Here is a 19,950-nt window from a genome sequence, read left to right on the forward strand (position 1 = left end):
TATTTATTAAATTATTTATTAAATTAATTATTTCATTATTACCATATATCGCCATTTGCAGCGGACAAAATCAAATAAAATTAATTAACAGCGGTTTTTAAAATAATTTTAGGTTGCTATACGGATATGAAAATATTATAATAATTATAATAATCGTGTAATATTCTGCTGATGAATTATTTAATTTTAGAATAATTAATCAATTAAAGTGCTATTAACAACGATTGCATAAATTATAAAATTATAATAAGGAAAATTAAAATTGCAATATAAAGCGAAACAATCCATAAAGCTCGTAATATTTTTTGCTGCTATTTTAATAGCATCCATTTATGTAATTAAACTGCCTAATATATTATGGGGAAACGGCAGTAATTACAGCAATAAAACGATACCGCTGTCAAAGACTAAGAAACTGCCGTTAGCCCCTGCTTTTAAAGTAAAAAGCATTAATTACCCAGGTTTGACGTTAACGTTAAATAAATACAGAGGCAAAATAGTTCTTGTAAATTTCTGGGCAACATGGTGTCCGCCGTGCAGGGCTGAAATACCGAGACTTGAAAAATTTTATAAATCTCATAAAAAATACGGATTCCAAATTATAGGTTTATCTGTAAATAATCAGGGCTCTAAATATGTCGGTCATTTTATCAAAACATTCAAAGGTGGCATAATAACATATCCGGTAGGTATGGCAGATGAACATATTGAAAAAGAATACGGTAACGTTTATGAGATTCCGCAGTCTTTTATTATTAACAAAAAAGGGTATGTCGTTAAACATTTTACCGGAGAATTACCTCAAGGATATTTGAGTTATGAATTTAAAAAATTAACAGAAAACAAACGCTAATATTTGATTAATTAAAATAATAACAAATTTATCTATCTATCAATTAAATAAACTATCAATTAAATAAATATTAAACGCTTCTTTTAATCATTAAATTATTTATTATATTATATGTAGAGTTATTAAGGAGAGATGGCCGAGTCCGGTTGAAGGCGATTGACTCGAAATCAATTGTAGGCGTAAGCTTACCGGGGGTTCGAATCCCTCTCTCTCCGCCAGTTGTGCCTTGTTTATATTTTGTGTTTGTATTCGCTAATTATGTTTAGCGGCATTTTTATTTTTATTAATTATTTTTTTCTTTATATTTTATCATTGTTTCCGTAACAATCTTTGTAGCTTTTTCTTTATTTACGAAATTTTCTAATTTAACCCATTTTTCCGGTTCAAGCGTCTTATAATTTTCAAAAAAGTGTCTTATCTGATCTAAAAATACTTTTGGAACATCATTTATGTCTCTTATATCGCTGAAGCCGGCATCTATTTTATTGATAGGAACAGATATTATTTTTTCGTCGTTTCCGTTCTCGTCTTCCATTTCAAGCATTCCGATGACCCGCACTTTTAAAAGACAGCCGGGCACGACCGACATTGATGAAATAACGATAATATCCAGCGGATCATTATCTGCCGCCAATGTTTTAGGAATAAATCCATAATTAAAAGGATAAAACATAGCCGTATATAAAAATCTGTCCACGGCCATAATGCCGGAATTTTTATCAAGTTCGTATTTTACGCTGCCGTCTTTGGGAATTTCTATTATTGCGTTAATATATTCCGGCGGATTGTCGCCTGCTTCAATTTTTTCAAAATCCATGAAATGATGCTCCTTATGATTAGTTTTTATTTTTTATTTTATCAGTATATTATTATTATTTATAAATGTATATGCAAATATAACGCCTTAATCATGCAACGGAAAAGGTGTCAGATTAATTTTTTTGCAAATATTTTCTTTGTTTTTGTTAATTGAACTACTCCATATGCAAAAAAATAAAATCTGACACCTTTTCCTTATATTTTGCTTAACCGTGCAAAGAAATGCATAAATATTTTCTATTGCAGGATTAAGATAACGTAAATAAATATAAATATAGTATATATAAATATATTGATATGTTAATTAACTTGACAAATTTAATTATTTCATAAGAATTAAATTTTGTCAAAGACAATTTTTACTTAACATTGCAGAGTATGTTTTAAAGCAGTTTTTAGGCTGTGCATCCTATTCTGTGAGGTATAAAAGCGTGCCGTTTACCGATAGTTGCCGTAAAGCCCTTTGCTTTAGTAATGGGGATATAAGGCAATAAGTTTTAACGGGATGATAGGCAATACCATATTTTTGTATTATTTTTTTGTTGAAGATAACTAAAGATAACTATTGACTTTTTAGGTTTAGAAAATATATATTATATAATTATTTTAAAATCAGTTTCTATAAAAATATAAACCGCAATCTAAACTATAAACTATAAACTATAAACTATAAACTATAAACTATAAACTATAAACTATAAACTATAGAAACTAAAGTCTAACGGAACTTATTTTTACTCGGAGGAATAGATATAATGGCATTAGTTCATCCTCATGGAAAAGAAAAGATTTTAAAACCGCTTCTTTTATCGGGCAGCGAGCTTAAAGAATCAAAGGAAAGAGCCGGAAAGCTGAATAAAATTGAAATAACCTCGCGTGAAACGTCAGATCTTATAATGATGGGTATCGGCGCTTTTACTCCGCTTGAAGGTTTTATGGGCAAAAAAGACTGGAAAAGCGTCTGTGATGATTTTACTATGCAGGATGGAACATTTTGGCCGATTCCTATTACTCTTTCAACATCTAAAGAAAAATCAGACGTTATAAAAATAGGTGACGAAGTTGCTTTAGTAGATACTGAAACCTCTGAACTGATGGGCACTATAACCGTGTCAGAAAAATATTCCATAGACAAAGCATATGAATGTCAAAAAATATTTAAAACTACCGATTTAGAACATCCTGGCGTACAAAAAGTTATGGCTCAGGGAGAAATAAATCTTGCAGGAAAAGTAAAAGTTTTTAGCGAAGGCATTTATCCAGTGCAATTTAAAGACGTGTATAAAAGACCTGCCGAAACAAGAAGGATATTTGAAGAAAAAGGGTGGAACACGGTGGCGGCGCTTCAACTGCGCAATCCAATGCATCGCTCGCATGAATATCTGGCAAAAATTGCCATAGAAGTCTCGGATGGTGTCTTGATACATCAATTGATAGGAAAATTAAAGCCGGGAGATATTCCCGCAGAAGTAAGAGTTAAGGCTATTAATACTTTGATAGATAAATATTTTGTTGCTAATACCTGCATTCAGGCAGGCTATCCCATGGAAATGAGGTATGCAGGACCAAGGGAAGCCTTGCTGCATGCTGTTTTCAGGCAAAATTTCGGATGTTCGCAGTTGATAGTCGGCAGAGACCACGCGGGAGTGGGCGATTATTATGGACCTTTTGACGCACATAAAATATTTGACGAAATACCTAAAAATGCTTTAGAACTCAAACCTTTAAAAATAGATTGGACTTTTTACTGCCGCAAGTGCGACGGAATGGCGTCGAATAAAACCTGCCCGCATCAGAAAGAAGACAGGCTCATACTGAGCGGAACTATGCTCAGAAAGCTTTTATCGGAAGGGAAAGATATACCCGACCATTTTTCAAGACCTGAAGTCCTAGCAATTTTAAAAGATTATTATTCTAATCTCTCAAAAGATGAAAATGTTGAAGTGAAATTGCATAGAGCCGCAAAGGGCGAGTTGAATTAATTAATTTATATTTAGTTTATATTTATTTTGTAAGATGTATAATATGTATTTATGATGTTTAAATAACATTTAAGGAGGTTTTGCGAAATGCCAAGTTTTGTTATTGCCGAAAAATGTGACGGCTGCAAAGGACGGGATAAAACTGCCTGTCAGTATATCTGTCCTAATGATCTTATGGTACTCAATAAAGATATTATGAAAGCGTACAATCAGGAAGCTGAACAGTGCTGGGAATGCTACAATTGTGTAAAAATATGTCCGCAGTCGGCAATTGAAATCAGAGCTTATCAGGATTTTGCCCCAATGGGCTCATCTGTTATTCCGTTAAGAGGTTCAGATTCTATTATGTGGACTATAAAATATCGCAACGGCAATTTAAAACGCTTTAAATTTCCTATAAGAACTACACCTGAAGGCGGGATTGACCCCTATCAGGGAATATCGGATACCAATGCTGGCGATATAAATTCCGATCTTTTATGCGATGAAACAGGTAAAACATTGTCTGTTCCTGGAAAATAATTGCTTGATTGACTGTATTCTTTTAATTAATAAAAATCTATTAATAAAAATCTTCAAATTAAAAATCTTAAAATTAGAAAATTTGAATAATTTAGAGACGAAATTATTATAATAATATCTATTGAATGAATAATAATATTTATTATATTAAATAATGGCTATATATTTTTTGAACTCTAACTTAAATTAACTTGAACGAAGTTAAACTTATACTAAATACCTAAAATATAAATTAAGGGGATTTGCTATGGCAGAACAGAAAGGTTCTTTGACAAGCTCTGAGGTATTAAGCAATTTTACCATTGAAGAAGTAAATACCGACCTGCTTATTGTCGGCGGAGGTATGGCAGGATGCGGCGCCGCTTTCGAAATTAAAAAGTGGGCTCCTAAAGATATGAAAATAACTATGGTTGAAAAAGCGGCTATCGATAGAAGCGGAGCAGTAGCTCAAGGTCTATCGGCAATAAACACTTATCTCGGCGATAATCAGCCGGAAGATTACGTTAAAATGGTCTCAAACGACCTTATGGGTATAACAAGGGAAGACCTTATATATGATGTAGGCAGACATGTTGACAGTTCCGTGCATCTTTTTGAAAAATTAGGACTTCCTATTATGAAAGAAGATGAAGAAGATAAAAGGACGCTGGCTGAAGGCGCTAAACCGTTGAGAGCCGGAAAATGGCAGATAATGATTCACGGCGAATCATTTAAAGTTTTAGTCGCAGAGGCTGCAAGAAAAGCTCTGGGCGATGAAAATATTTATGAAAGAGTATTTATTATAAGACTTCTGATGGATGAGAATAATCCGAACAGAGTTGCAGGAGCCATAGGTTTTAGCTTAAGAGAAGCAAAGATATATATCTATAAGGCAAAAGCCGTAATGATGGCATGCGGCGGGGCAGTCAACGTGTTCAGACCGCGCTCGCAGGCGGAAGGCATGGGAAGAACGTGGTATGCATTATGGAATGCAGGTTCTACTTATGCTATGGGTTTTGAAGCAGGCGCTGAAATGACTACTATGGAAAACAGATTTGTGCCAAACAGATTTAAAGACGGTTACGGTCCTGTCGGCGCATGGTTTACACTATTTAAATCCAGAGTTAAAAACGCATACGGCGATGACTATATGCAGAAATGGGGAGAAATGCTGAAAGACTATGCTCCATACGGATTATCTCAGGTTCCTGCCACATGTTTATGGAATCACGTTATGTTAAAAGACTGGCATGAGGGCAACGGTCCGTTTTTTATGGATACAAGCGGCGCTATAAAAAAATTATATGAAACATTACCTGAAAAAAGACAAAAGTCATTGGAAAGCGACGCATGGGAAGATTTTCTTGATATGACGATTGCTCAGGCAGGTCTATGGGCGGCTATGGATATAGACCCGAAGGATACAAACTCGGAGGTCATGCCCACAGAGCCTTATCTTTTAGGGTCTCATGCAGGCGCCTGCGGTATGTGGGTAAGCGGTCCAAAAGATATATCGCCTCAAGAATGGCATTGGGGTTATAATAGAATGACAACCGTAAGCGGTCTGTTTACGGCAGGTGACGGTGTTGGAGCTTCAGGACATAAATTTTCTTCAGGTTCATTTACGGAAGGGCGGTTAGCCGGAAAATCTGCGGTAAAATTCATATTGGACGACCCGGGATTTAAACCCACGGTTTATGCTGACGGACAGGCTCTTGCGGAAGAAATATACAGACCTATGATTCAGTTCGAAACATTTAAAAATTATTCTACAGATCCGAGCGTAAATCCGAATTATATCAGTCCTAGATTATATCTTTACAGGCTCAATAAGATTATGGACGAATATGTTGCAGGAACGTCAAATTTTTACAGAACAAACGGAAAGTCGTTAGAAAGGGGACTGGAACTTTTAAATAAACTTAAAGAAGATTCTAAAAAGTTGGCGGCAGGCAATCTTCACGAGCTTATGCGCGCATGGGAAAACTATCACAGGTCGGTTGTAGGAGAACTTCATCTAAGGCATATTTTATTCAGGGAAGAAACAAGGTACCCGGGTTTCTATTACAGAATGGACCATCAGAAATTAGATGAAGTGAACTGGAAGGTTTTTGTAAATTCAAAGATAAATAAATCAACCGGTGAGGTTGAAGTATTTAAAAAACCGTGGTTAGAAATAGTTCCTAAAAATTAATTTATTTAACTTAAATATTTAATTTAAATCCGCATGATACCTTACGACATGATATTTAATATGTTAATCTGTATCATGCTTGACAATCGGTGAGTAAATTGAACGAAAAACCTGTTCTTATTATCGGCGGAGGATTCAGCGGCATATCTGCGGCTCTTGAAATAACCGAGTCATCGTCAAAGTCTGTTATTGTAGTGGAAAAAAATCCGTACATCGGAGGCAGAGTTTTGCAGATGTATAAATATTTCCCAAAATTATGTCCGTCGTTTTGCGGCTTTGAGATTAATTTAAGAAGAGTTAAGTCAGCCGATGAAAGCAGGATAAAATTTTATGTTTCATCAGAAATAGAAGAAATTACAGAAATTCAGAAAAACTCAGGCGAAACGGAAATCGTAAACGGTGATGCGTCGGTGCAGGGGAAGATTTCATCTTTGCCGGCAGACGCATCGGCTGGAAGCAGGATGACCGCCGTCGTTGATGTTAATGTTAATAGTAATAATTATGGTAATGGCAGCGGTTGTGTTAACGGCTATAAAGTTAAAATAAGGCAGAAACCGCAGTATATTAACGACAACTGCACTATATGCGGCGAATGCGCAAAAGTGTGTCCTGAAAACAGATTGAATGATTTTAATTATAACATGGACACTCAGAAAGCTATTTATATAACAAATATATCCGCTTATCCGTCAAAATACAATATTGATGCTGAAGCGTGTAAATTTGATTCATGCAAAAAATGCGAAACCGTCTGCAGATACGATGCTATAAATTTTAATACAAAAGAAGAAATATTCGACATAGAAGCAGAATCTATTGTCATGGCTTCAGGCTGGAAACCTTATGATGCAGAAAAAATTACAAATCTCGGTTTCGGCAAATATAAAAATGTAATCACGAATGTTATGATGGAAAGGCTTGCGGCGGATAGCGGTCCTACAGGCGGAAAAATTCTGAGACCGTCTGACGGCAAAGAAGCTAAGAATGTTGCATTCGTGCAATGCGCAGGTTCGAGAAATGAAAATCATCTGCCGTACTGCTCGGCAATATGCTGCTTAGCCTCCTTGAAGCAGTCAATCTATCTCAGGGAAAAAAATCCGGAATCCAATTCTACGATTTTTTATATTGATATAAGAACGCCCGGAAGATATGAAAAGTTTTATAATAGGGCGTCATCTGACGAAAGAACTAAGTTTATTAAAGGGATTGTAGCAAATATATTTGAAGATGAACTTTCTGGAGACCTTTTTCTTGAAGCGGAAGATATACTTTCAGGCAAAAAAATAAAATTCAGAGCCGATATGGTAGTTCTTGCGGCAGGAATGGTCCCTAATCGACCTGCTATAAAAACAGGCAATGTTAAATTCGCCTATGACGCTAACGGTTTTCTATTTAACCAGAATGAAAATTTAGGAATTTTTTCGGCAGGCGTTGCAAAGAACCCTACCGATGTTTACAGTTCAGTTCAGGCTTCAACAGGAGCCGCTCTTTCCGTTTTACAGTTTTCCGCTAATAAAAGAGGTTAAATAAAATATGGACAATAAGCTTGGAGTTTATATATGCTCGGGATGCGATATAGGTAAATGCCTGAATATAGAAGAACTCGAAAATATTGCAAAAAGCGAATATAAACCGGAAATTTGCAGAGTGAATAATTTTCTCTGCTCTAAAGAAGGTTTAAATATTATCAATGAAGATATCAAATCTTCCGGACTTAATAAAATAGTTATAGCGGCGTGTTCAATGAGGTCAAAACAGGATGTATTCAGTTTTGACCCGTCAAAAATATTTACGGAAAGGGTTAATTTAAGAGAACACGTGATATGGGTGAGCGAACCAAACAGCAAAGGTGCTCAGATGCTTGCCGAAGATTATTTAAGAATGGGGATAGCAAGAGCAAAAAAAGCTGAAATTACTGTTCCTCTGACAGCAGAATTAAATAAGACTATTCTAGTTGTTGGCGGAGGCGTTACTGGTTTAACCGCCGCTCTGAATTCCGCAAAAGCAGGATATGATGTAATATTAATAGAGAAAAAAGAGCATCTGGGCGGATTCCCATATCTAAAGTATAAAAAATGGGAGACAAGCCCGCCTTTCGAAGATAATCTGCTTATTAAAAATGACCTTGGCAGACTTATCGATAATGTTGAAGGTTCTAAAAAAATTAAAATATATAAAAATTCTGAAATTGGTGAGATATCCGGTGCCCCGGGAAAATTTGAAGTAAAAATAAAAGTAAAAACAATTACAAATTCCGGTTCAGATTCAGATTTTAGTTCCGATAAAAGTATAAAAGATAAATCTGATATATATATAAATGATAAAAATAGTAAAAATATAAATGAAGAAACCGTTATTGAAAAAGCCGGCGCAATCATTGTAGCAACCGGATGGAAACCGTATGATGCGCATAATCTTTCCTATTTAGGATACGGTTTGTCTCCTGATATTCTGACGAATGTCGAACTTGAAGAACTTTATTCCGAACTGTATTTAAAAAGCGGCGATGAAAATTTTGCCGTTAAAAGAAAATCCGATGGCAAGGATGTCAAATCTGTTGCGTTTATTTTATGTGCCGGTTCAAGAGACGAAAACTATCTGCCTTACTGTTCTACCGTCTGCTGCATGACTTCCTTGAAAGAAGCTAATGCGTTCAGAAAAAATAATCCGGATGCCAAAGTATATATAATATACCGCGATATAAGAACGCCGGGCGAATATGAAAATTATTATAAAAGTATGCAGAATGACGACGGAATATTTATGGTTAAAGGAATTATGTCCGATGTCGCATATGACGGAAAAAATAATACTATAAAGTTAAAAGTCAATAATACGCTTTTTGGAGGCAGTCTTGATTTAAATGTGGATATGGTTATACTTGCTTCCGGTATGGTTCCTAATTCCGGTAATTTTACGGCAAATGACGAAGTAGTTTCTGCAGGTGGCGATTCTGTTGTCATGCAGACGCAAGAACAGGAACAATGCAAACAATGTCAGAATCAAAATGAAGCCGGCGTTCAGAATCAAAATAGCGGCAATAACCAAAACCAGATTCAGCTCGGTAATAAGATACATATCAATGGTAAAAGCGGCACGGCTGCTGTTTTGTCCGCTAACGGCGATAACAGTGTTGATATTGATAATAATAACAACAATGACGATAATAAAATATCTGCCGGCGGAGCAAATCAGAAAACTTCGTCAATATCCGTAAAAACATCAAAAATTACCATTCCCGGTATGGGCAATGCTAATGCTGAAAATAAATCTATAAATACAAATTTAGATGCAAATGCAAACAAAAATATAAATACGCCTGAATCTGTATCAGCGGCATCTGATGTTGTAACAACCAAAAGCAGTATCAATATTCAACGAAGCAGTATAAACATAAATCCTGTTGCAGGAAATAATAGTAATAATAGCAGCAGTGCCGGTAATGATGCTAATGATCGCAGTGCTTCCTTAACAACCAAAAGCAGTATCAATATTCAACGAAGCAGTATAAACATAAATCCTGTTGCAGGAAATAATAGTAATAATAGCAGCAGTGCCGGTAATGATGCTAATGATCGCAGTGCTTCCTTAACAACCAAAAGCAGTATTAATATTCAACGAAGCAGTATAAACATAAATCCTGTTGCAGGAAATAATAGTAATAATAGCAGCGGCAGCGCGGCTAATAACAATAATATAAGCAAGGATGATAAAGCAGCGGACAGGGTTAATGAAGCTGATAATGATAAAATCGGCGGTTCTAATCCTGCTGTTATTAGAAGCAGTTTCAGTATTAATATTAATAATAATAAAGACGGAAACAAAGATTTAAATAACAGAGATAATACTGCAGATACATCAAAACCTTCAAATCTCGGCAATAGCAGCGTAAATAGCAATATAAATGTAAATGCCGTTTCCGGCACCGCTGCATCTATAAATGTAAACGCAATAGGGGCTGTGTCAACCGCATCAGAAAGCGTCGCATCTTCTCTGCAGCCGCCTCCTGCATCATCGCGTGCTTCCGATGCAGCGGCTTCATGCTGTACGTCCTTGCCGTCCGGTTCGGCGTCTGCCTTAAAAACTAACAGTAAAGGCGGTCTTCTTAATTTGACATATAGACAGGGCAAGGAAATGCCTGACCTTATATACGGTTTTCCGGATTCTAATTTTATTTGTTTTCCTTATGAATCGAGAAGAACCGGTATATATCCGGCCGGTTCCGTCAGAGCGCCGATGGATACTGTATTTTCCGTTGACGATGCAAAGGGAGCGGTTCTTAAATCAATACAGTGCATTGAGCAGACTTCTAAGGGGAGAGCCGTACATCCAAGGTCAAATGATACTACTTATCCGTTTTTTGACCTGCAAAGATGTACGCAATGCAAAAGATGCACGGAGGAATGTCCTTTTGGAGCTATCGACGAAGATGAAAAAGGCACGCCTAAACCAAATCCGGAAAGATGCAGAAGGTGTGGGGTTTGCATGGGAGCGTGTCCGGTTAAGATTATTTCGTTTAAGAATTATTCGGTAGATATAATAGGTTCAATGCTGAAAAGCATAAATGTTCCGGGCGAGGCTGAAAAAATCGATGATTTCAGAATATTGGTCTTCGCCTGTGAAAATGATGCATATCCTGCTCTTGATATTGCAGGAATGAATAAGATACAGCTTCCTTCAAATATAAGGGTTATTCCGGTAAGATGTCTTGGTTCTATAAACAATGTGTGGTATGCCGACGCTCTTTCAAGAGGAATAGACGGGATACTTCTTTTAGGCTGTAAATTTGGAGATGATTATCAATGCCATTTCATCAAAGGTTCAGAATTGGCATCTTATAGAATGGAAAATCTTAAAGAAACTTTAACAAGATTGGTGCTGGAATCCGAAAGAATAAAACAGGTTCAGTTAGAATTTTCAGATTACCGGAAATTGCCTGATATATTAAATGAGTTTGCGGACAAAATAAAATCTTTAGGTCCGAATCCATATAAGGAATTTTGATTTATTTATTTGTTTCAGCAGATACTGTGAATAAACAGCTTTGCAGTTATATTTTATAGAATATGAATTATTTAATTATTAATTATTGTTTATATTAATTATTTATAGTGCAATCAAGTTTCAGTTTTGGGAGATAAAAATATATGTCCAGCAATTCACTAAACGGCAAAGGCATTAATATCAACGGCAACAATAACGATATTAATAATTTCAATCTTGTTAAAAATATCAGGGATATCGGAGACAGTCCTTTTAAAAAATGTTTTCAGTGCGGCACGTGTTCTGCAATATGCCCTTTGTCGTCTGACAATAAACCTTTTCCTCGAAAAGAGATGATATGGTCGCAGTGGGGTTTAAAAAATGAATTGGAAAGCGACCTTGATCCGTGGCTGTGTTATTATTGCGGAAAATGCTCCGAGTTCTGTCCTAGAAAAACAGACCCCGGTCAACTTATGATGTCGCTTCGACGCTGGCTGACTACCGTTTACGACTGGACAGGAATTTCCAGACTGCTTTATAAATCCAAAATTGCAGAGTATATTGCGTTGTTAATCGTGGCAGTGATTGTATTTATAGAATGGGCGGTTCTTTTTGGATTAACCCCTCCTTCCAATGCAAATATCAGCGGCAATGCAGGTGTGATGAGCAGCGTAGGCGGCGGCAATAAAATACTGACTATTAATCAAATGGTTCCGGCATACAAGATAGATTATTTTTTTGATTATCCCATGATAGTTATACTTTCAGCGCTGCTGCTCTCATTTATTTTTAATATGTTTAAAAAAACTGTTTTAAGCGATAAAAATGTCAAGATTCCGTTTAAACTTTATTTTACTGAATTATGGGCGCTGATATTTAATTTTTTTACGCAGATAAGATTCTCAAAATGCGAAGATGAAGAAGCGCAGAAGGAGACTTTTTTTAAAAAACTTTCTGAAGGAAAATATAATTTCTGGCTTACGCACGTGTTTCTTATGACCAGCTATGTAGCTTTATTTATAGGAATAGTAGTTTTCTTAAAATGGTTTCAGACTGATGATAAATATGTATTGTTCCATACTATATTATTTGATTATTATGCAAGTATAGGACTCATATTCGGAACTATTTATTTTGCATATAAAAGACTCACAAAGAAAATTGAAAGAAGCAAATTTTCTCATCATACCGACTGGGCGTTTATCGTACTGCTTTTTATGACCGCTTTTACAGGAATACTATTGAGGGCTTTCGTTGTTTATAAAGATCCCTCGTCGTGGATTTTTTACTTATATCTAATTCACTTGATGATAGTAATTCCTATGCTTGTCATTGAAGTGCCGTTTTCTAAATGGTCTCATCTTGCATATAGACCTATTGCAATTTATTTTTCAGCATTAAAAGAAAAAGCTGTAAAACTTAATGAAGCCGGGTCCGACGTTTCAGATGGCGCTGCAGCAGCTGCCGAAGATAATTTGTAATTTTTTTTGTCTTTATCATGGTATAATTAAATTAAGATTGGTTAATCTGTTTGCTAATTGTTTATATAACTTAATTATTTATATAACTTAATTATTTATATAACTGATTTTTTCAAATTAAAATAAAAATAATTTAATTTGTTTATAGATTTTATTTTATTCTATTTTAATTAATTCTATTTTAATTCGTTTGTTAATTTAATTAGTTGCCAATATAACCTAAATAAAAAAGGCACTCATCATGATTATATTTGATTATTCCATCCTGTTCGGACTGATAGCCGGTATTATCGCAGTAATTTACAGCGTTATAATAACATTCTGGGCCTTAAAACATTCCGACGGAACCCCTAAAATGCAGGAAATTGCAGCCGCTATCCAGGAAGGCGCAAAAGCCTTTCTTAATCGGCAGTATAGAACGGTGGCGATAGTCGGTTTTATTATTTTTTTGTTAATTTTAATCGGCGGTATCTGGATTCCGCAGTTTGGAATACTAACTGCCGCAGGTTTTGTGTTTGGCGCAGTTCTTTCCGCCTCAGCAGGGTATTTTGGCATGTATAACGCTGTTAGAGCTAACGTCAGGACTGCCGAGATTGCAAAATACGGAACAAAATCGGCGCTGCAGTTCGCCTTTAAAACAGGTTCGGTAACGGGGCTTATGGTTCTTGGTCTTGGTGTTCTCGGTATTTCTATTTTTCTTGATTTATCGTTCTATATAACCGGCACGGTCGGCGGTGCATTAGATTCAATGATAGGGTTTGCATTCGGCTGCAGTCTTATAAGCGTATTTGCAAGGCTTGGCGGCGGGATATATACCAAAGCGGCGGATGTAGGAGCCGACCTCGTAGGCAAGATTGAAGAAGGTATTCCTGAAGACGATCCGAGAAATCCGGCAGTTATAGCCGATCAGGTAGGTGATAACGTAGGAGATTGTGCGGGAATGGCTGCGGATGTTTTTGAAACTTTTGCAGTGACTATAATTGCTTCAATGCTTTTAGCATATTCTATTTTCAGATATTATGATTTTAATATTCTCATAAGAACCATGATGTATCCTTTGATGTTAGGCGCTATAGCGGTCATTACATCAATAGCGGGAATTTTTTTCGTAGGGGCGTCGTCTAAAGAAAAAATAATGAAAGGTCTATATAAAGGAATGTTTGCAACAGGTATAATTTCAGCGGTTTTATATTATTTTTTTACAATGTATTTTATGAAAGGTGTAGGCGGTTTTCCGACTATAAATTATTATTACGCCGCTCTGGTAGGTTTATTCCTTACAGGGTTTATCATTGTCATAACGGATTATTTTACATCGACGCATTTTGCTCCGGTTAAGTCTATTTCAAAAGCTTCGACTACCGGTCATGCCACGAATATAATAGCGGGACTGGCAGTAGGACAGATGTCGACGGCTTTGCCTGTTTTATTTATTGCAGCTTCTATCATTTTGTCTTATCGATTTGCAGGATTTTACGGTATTGCGATTGCAGCTTCCAGTATGCTTTCTATGGCAGGTATTATTATTTCCGTAGATTCGTTCGGACCCATAACAGATAATGCCGGAGGAATTGCCGAGATGAGCAATCTTTCAGGTGAAGTAAGAGAAACTACCGATGCGCTGGATGCTGTCGGTAATACTACGAAAGCCGTCACAAAAGGCTATGCTATAGGTTCTGCCGCACTTGCTGCAATTGTGCTGTTTGCGGAATACGCAAGACTTATTGAAAAAGGTTCTATTCATTATATTTTTCTGATTTCTCAGCCTTCCGTTCTGGCAGGATTGTTTATAGGCGCTATGTTTCCTTTTTTATTTGCTTCGCTGGCAATGAAAGCAGTCGGAAAATCAGCAGGGGAAATAGTAGTTGAGGTAAGGAGACAATTTAAAGAAATACCCGGCATAATGGAAGGGACGGCTAAACCTGATTACGGCAAATCCGTTGATATAGTGACAAAATCTGCTCTAAAAGAAATGATATTGCCGGCACTGATACCTATAGCCGGTCCTGTTATTTTCGGTTTAACCCTTGGACCTCTTGTTCTTGGAGGGATTTTACTCGGTACTATAATTTCTGGTCTTTTCCTTGCTATTTCAATGACCAGCGGAGGCGCTGCATGGGATAACGCAAAAAAACTTATAGAAAGCGGAGCATACGGCGGCAAGGGCAGTTTTGCGCATCAGGCTGCTATTACCGGAGATACGGTAGGCGATCCTTATAAAGATACAGCCGGTCCGGCAATTAATCCGATGATAAAGGTCGTCAATATTTTTACAATATTAATAGTTCCCATAGTATTAATTTTATGGAAATAATTCTTTTTAAAGGTGTCTGTCCCCTTTAATTCTAATTTTCTAAAATGTTCTGACGAGCATAAGATTGACAGTGTTCTGCGTACTGTTTCCGTCACCGTAAATTTTGTGATTTGCCAGCTGATTTTCAAATTCAAGTCTGAACTGCGTATTTTTAAAAAAACTGCAAGAAGGTCTAAAACCGAAAGTCAGTGTTGAATCAAAATAATTGAATGCCTCGCCGGGAATGCTGGTTTCTTCCCACATTCCCTGCGGGTCCCACACCCTGACTTCCCTTATGGTTTGTGAAAATCTGCCTATATTATTTAATAAGTTATAATGGTGAATATAAAATGCTAATCCTGAAAAACGCGATTTGTCGTACGTTGCATCCGATGTTGAGATTAAATAATCGGGATATACCGAAGACGATGTTTCCCCCAAATAATTAAATTTGTCAATATTAATGCCGCTATTTTTGACAATTGATTTATTAATTCCTCCGTTCAATCCAGTTTCGTAATCAATCACAAAAGTCCAGAAATGAAACGGTTTATATTTGGCGTCCATAAAATTATAGAAAAATTTATTTAAATTATCCCGTATTAAGTTATTATCATATATTACAAAATTCTCCGCTCCGTAAACTATTCCTTCGTGAAATTTTAAATTTTTAAACGGTTTATAGGAAGCGATAAACTCAAATGTCGGATATCTGTCTATCGGCACCATAGCATTGTCGGTCATAGCTGTTCCGAAGACCATTTTTAGTTTTCTGGGGATAAAAGGATAGCTTAGAAAAATTCCGGTCAGCTCCCCGGGTTCTATGGCAGTGATGGGTGAATACGTATTTTCCCATAATCTCGATAAATTATAAGATTCAAAACCTATGAGATAATTTTTTTCGCCTATATCTATCTTTAAACCGTTTCCAATCGGTAAACCCAGAGATATAAATAAATTCCTGAAACCGTAAAGCGGTCTATTATAAATAGGTTCTGTATAATAGGAATAATTGCCGGTATAAGGTCCTACGTCCTGTATATTTTCTCCTGTATCAAGTGTTGCCTTAAAACCAAGACCGAAAGCATGCCTGCCGTCTGAAAACGCATTTTTGGAAATGGTCAGGTCTAATTCGTTAATAGTAAAACCGTTAACTTTATAATCGTCAATATAATTTCCGTTGTAATTACCTTGAGGATACTCTGCATTTGCAACAGGGTCTGCGAAATTATAGGTATATGAAGCGGCAAATGTGCCGAGAAGTCTAATCTGTGATAAAAAAGAGCTGTTTTTAAATTCAATATTATCTGTCTTCATGTTAATGTTAGAATTTCTGATATTAAAGGATTGCGTGTGATGATTGTGCGTTCCGCAGCTGATACAAGTCTTTCTGCCGATGTTATAGTTTATATCTGATGTGTCTAAAAGCTGCTCATTTAAGCCGATAATGGTGGTGTCAGTCTTCCTGTTAATGTTAATATCAGAGCTTCCGATGATATTATTGCTGCCTGCGACTGCCGATATTTTGCTTAAGGCATTTGAATTTTCAACAAAGATGCACGCCGTTATAAGTTGAATACAGACAGCAAAATTTAAAACCTTTAGTATAAAAATTAATTTTTTCATAATTAACATTAACAAACCCATTTAATACAATAATAATTAAATGGTGTCTGTCCCCTTTAATCCTTTAATTCCCTTTAATTCATTAGTATAAAAATTAATTTTTTCATAATTAACATTAGCAAACCCATTTAATACAATAATAATAAATTAAATAGTATCCGTACTCAATTTTCTAATGAATTCTGGAAAATCCGATAATAACAAGAACAATCATAATTACTATATAAATTCGTAAAAACCAGAAGGCAAATTTGACCCAGCCTTTTATTTCAGCTCTTTTAAGAGGGATTTTGTTATAATCAATCAGTCCTTCTTCCTGTACGAAATTATCCCAGTCGTCTTCTAAATTGGTTCCGTTTTGTGATTCAGTGTTGTTCAGTTTTTTTATCATTTTGTCTTCACGGCTTTTTTTTATTTTTTTATTGTCTGACGTCATTTTAAGTTTCTCCGTATATTATTTATATTTATTTTAACGTATACTTTATTTAGTTATTAGTTATTAGTTATTAGTTATTAGTTATTTTAATATTTAATCTTTATATTTAATATTTACTTAATATTTATTTGATTAAACATCATTTGTTTGCTGTTCTTTTTGTTATTTCTGCTATTAATATTAATTATTTGTTATCCGAAAATATGCGGAAATACCACAGTTATTCCGTATAATCCGTTCATTATTATTAAAAATCCGACTATTATAAAAGCCGAAATGTTTTGCCATTTTTTATTTGTATGTTCTCCCATAATTTCTTTATCGTTCAGCAGCAGGAGTAAGAACAGCATAGCAGCCGGCATAAATATAGAAGCCACAACCTGAACGGTTAAGTTTAAAAAACCTAACGGAATATTCGGTATTAAAACAACGCCGCCGGCAATCAAAACGCTTATTAACCCTGGCAAATAAAAATACCATCCCTGAAGCGGAGGAAGATTTATACTTTTAGGCCAGCCCAGCGCTTCTCCGGCAGCCCACGAAGTGCTTGCAGATATTGCAATTGTCGCAATTAAACCTGCTTCTATTAATCCTAGCGCAAATAATTTCATCGGAATAATTCCCATTTTTATGGAAATTATACGTAATATCTGGTCAATACTCATATTAGAACTGCCCTGAACTCCATGTACTACGGAACCGGTTATGATAACTATTGCAATGGCTACTACAACCATAAAAAAGGAACCTATAAATGTATCAATCTGCCCGTCTCTTATATCTTTTACGGTTAGTCCTTTGTCTACAACTGAAGACTGCTGAAAAAACAGCATCCATGGTGCTATAGTAGTACCCAAATTTGCAAGGACTACGTAAATAAACAATGAGCTGACACCGCCGCTTATATGCCATGTTTTAAAACTATCGGCAACCGCATTCCAGTGAAGATGAGGCACAAAAAATACTAACGGAACAAAAATCAAATTTAATGCGGCAATACTAAGACTAATCCATTCCCATGTATAATATCTCAAAAACAGCTGAATTGAAAAAACTACAATTAAAGCAATAATAGAAGAAACAACCGGAGAAACCCCAAAAAATTGCATTCCTAAAGTTATTCCGATAAACTCAGTGATTAAAGTTAAAACATTTGCAATAACCAAGTCGGCTAACGAAAACGCGCCCCAAAATTTTCCGTATCTTTTCCATATCATTTCGGCATGGCCCCTGTGAGTAACTGACCCCAGCCTGACGGTCATTTCCTGAACTATATATGCAACCGGAAGCATTAAGACCATAAAAGGAATAAAAAATCCGAGACCGAAAATCGACCCTGTCTGAGCGTAGGTAATTACACCGCCGGCGTCATTGTCCGCTATCATTACAAGAATGCCGGGACCGATAAGAGAAAGAAGCAGACAAAGTCTTGAGAAATATCCGTATTTTTGTCTCATGATATGAATCTTTAATCTATCAACCGCCCTTAATTTAATATCTATTGGAAGTTCGTCTAATTTATCTTTAATATCTTTCTGATCTTTCACAGTGAAATCCTCCATAATTTGTAATTATAAATTAGCATATAGATGATAATGCAGATGTTAATGCGCATAGACGAATAAATAGATGTATCAAAGTATAAAAGTATGAGCTGCTATTTAATGTTTACTGTCTGAACGCTTATATTTCTGCAGTTTATTAGTTTATTAACTTTTACTAAATTTTAATTATTAAAATTATTAAAACAGGTCATTAAAGCAGGTTATTAAAATAAATTATAAAGGCAAAATAGGAAAGCAGTAAATGACGAGTAAATTAATACCGAAGATTTACTTTTTTTAAACACATAAAAATATAAGAAATAAAATAATAAGGAAATAAAGATATAGATAAGTTAGACATATTATAATATAAATAAGTCGGATATATCAGACAGATATAAAATAGATATTATAAAAAAACCGGATGCATATCTATCAGACCGGTTCAATTTATTTAATTAATTCGTCAAGTTATTTCGTTGAATTAACTGAAGATATTTCTACCTTTATCTACGTCTATTATCTACGTCTATGTCTTTTTTTTACTTCTATCTTTTCTTTATATAGTTATAGATGTGTATCTATAACTGCCATGTGTCATAATGCTTTATTGATAAAAAAAGCAAACAAGCGGTAAAATTTATCTGTTAATTTCTAACATCGGCATCTGTATCTGCAATATAGAGCATATAGCAAATACAATAAACGCCGTTAAAAATCAATTAAGATAAATTAAGTTATGGAAAATCTGAGGAAAATAACTGAATTGATTATTAATTTGTATTTAGTTTATTATTTGTATTTGCTTATATGCGCTGCCTTAGTTTTAATTTTAATAATTATTTTAAAACAATGACCGCCGCTACTGCCACCAGGTTCACTTTGCATAAAGCCTCCGTAATAAAAAATAATTAAATTAGTTTTTATATTATATGCGATTATCCTAAGTTAAATTAAGTTAATTATACTTAATAACTATTAATAATAATTTATAATATAAAAAAATATGCGCTATATGCGCTGCATAAAAAAACGCTAATAAAAAAATGCTATTAATATAACTACATTAATATATGTACATGCTATATCTCTATTTTTTTAAATTATCCTATTATTAAAAATTTATGTCAAGCAAAAATTTTATAAATTTTTATAGCAATAAAATAGCAATAGAATAGTACTAAAATAATAAAATAAAATAAAAAGTTGCTATTGATATTTATTCAAACATATACTAT

General features: G+C 35.0%; 12 protein-coding genes and 1 tRNA gene. 9 read left to right on the forward strand and 4 right to left on the reverse strand.

All coding sequences use genetic code 11. The annotated features are described in order from the left end of the window. Positions 1-262 precede the first annotated feature (262 nt). Positions 263-853 carry a TlpA family protein disulfide reductase gene (locus tag EVJ46_05410; protein RZD16457.1) on the forward strand — a complete coding sequence of 197 codons (591 nt, stop codon included), beginning with the start codon at positions 263-265 and terminating at the stop codon, positions 851-853. A 126-nt stretch (positions 854-979) separates the two neighbouring features. Continuing rightward, positions 980-1,071 (forward strand) — tRNA-Ser (locus EVJ46_05415). Between the two features lie 65 nt (positions 1,072-1,136). Here the strand turns inward: EVJ46_05415 and EVJ46_05420 are convergent. Further along, on the reverse strand, positions 1,137-1,670 hold the full coding sequence (locus EVJ46_05420) for an inorganic diphosphatase (GenBank protein RZD16458.1): 534 nt from the start codon (positions 1,668-1,670) through the stop codon (positions 1,137-1,139). A 757-nt stretch (positions 1,671-2,427) separates the two neighbouring features. On the opposite strand from EVJ46_05420, the gene sat reads away from it, so the two are divergent. The 7 genes from sat to EVJ46_05455 all read left to right on the forward strand — a co-directional run bounded on the left by sat (position 2,428) and on the right by EVJ46_05455 (position 15,127). Continuing rightward, positions 2,428-3,654 (forward strand): sulfate adenylyltransferase, encoded by a 1,227-nt coding sequence (sat, locus tag EVJ46_05425; protein ID RZD16459.1) that lies wholly within the window; start codon positions 2,428-2,430, stop codon positions 3,652-3,654. A gap of 87 nt (positions 3,655-3,741) precedes the next feature. Continuing rightward, on the forward strand, positions 3,742-4,176 hold the full coding sequence (aprB, locus tag EVJ46_05430) for an adenylyl-sulfate reductase subunit beta (protein RZD16460.1): 435 nt from the start codon (positions 3,742-3,744) through the stop codon (positions 4,174-4,176). Positions 4,177-4,423: 247 nt separating this feature from the next. Beyond that, the gene (aprA, locus tag EVJ46_05435) at positions 4,424-6,349 is read left to right on the forward strand and encodes an adenylyl-sulfate reductase subunit alpha (GenBank protein RZD16461.1); all 1,926 of its coding nucleotides are present in this window, start codon (positions 4,424-4,426) and stop codon (positions 6,347-6,349) included. A gap of 98 nt (positions 6,350-6,447) precedes the next feature. Next, positions 6,448-7,875 carry a CoB--CoM heterodisulfide reductase iron-sulfur subunit A family protein gene (locus EVJ46_05440; protein RZD16462.1) on the forward strand — a complete coding sequence of 476 codons (1,428 nt, stop codon included), beginning with the start codon at positions 6,448-6,450 and terminating at the stop codon, positions 7,873-7,875. Positions 7,876-7,882: 7 nt separating this feature from the next. Then, positions 7,883-11,353 carry a hydrogenase iron-sulfur subunit gene (locus tag EVJ46_05445; protein ID RZD16463.1) on the forward strand — a complete coding sequence of 1,157 codons (3,471 nt, stop codon included), beginning with the start codon at positions 7,883-7,885 and terminating at the stop codon, positions 11,351-11,353. A gap of 143 nt (positions 11,354-11,496) precedes the next feature. Beyond that, positions 11,497-12,813, forward strand: coding sequence for a hypothetical protein (locus tag EVJ46_05450; protein RZD16464.1), 1,317 nt, complete (start codon positions 11,497-11,499; stop codon positions 12,811-12,813). A 247-nt stretch (positions 12,814-13,060) separates the two neighbouring features. Beyond that, positions 13,061-15,127: a sodium-translocating pyrophosphatase gene (locus EVJ46_05455; protein RZD16649.1), complete on the forward strand. Its 2,067-nt coding sequence runs from the start codon at positions 13,061-13,063 to the stop codon at positions 15,125-15,127. Between the two features lie 39 nt (positions 15,128-15,166). Here the strand turns inward: EVJ46_05455 and EVJ46_05460 are convergent, their stop codons facing one another. From EVJ46_05460 to EVJ46_05470, 3 genes are all read right to left on the reverse strand, one after another. Beyond that, entirely contained in the window at positions 15,167-16,753 is a 1,587-nt protein-coding gene (locus tag EVJ46_05460) for a hypothetical protein (protein ID RZD16465.1), read from the reverse strand. A gap of 151 nt (positions 16,754-16,904) precedes the next feature. Further along, a complete protein-coding gene (locus tag EVJ46_05465) occupies positions 16,905-17,168 on the reverse strand; it encodes a hypothetical protein (GenBank protein ID RZD16466.1) in 264 nt (87 codons plus the stop codon). 191 nt (positions 17,169-17,359) lie between these two features. After that, complete coding sequence (locus tag EVJ46_05470; GenBank protein RZD16467.1) at positions 17,360-18,730, reverse strand: divalent metal cation transporter; 1,371 nt, start codon at positions 18,728-18,730, stop codon at positions 17,360-17,362. Positions 18,731-19,950: the final 1,220 nt, after the last annotated feature.

The organism is Candidatus Acididesulfobacter guangdongensis (genome assembly GCA_004195045.1).
Taxonomy (GTDB): domain Bacteria; phylum SZUA-79; class SZUA-79; order Acidulodesulfobacterales; family Acidulodesulfobacteraceae; genus Acididesulfobacter; species Acididesulfobacter guangdongensis.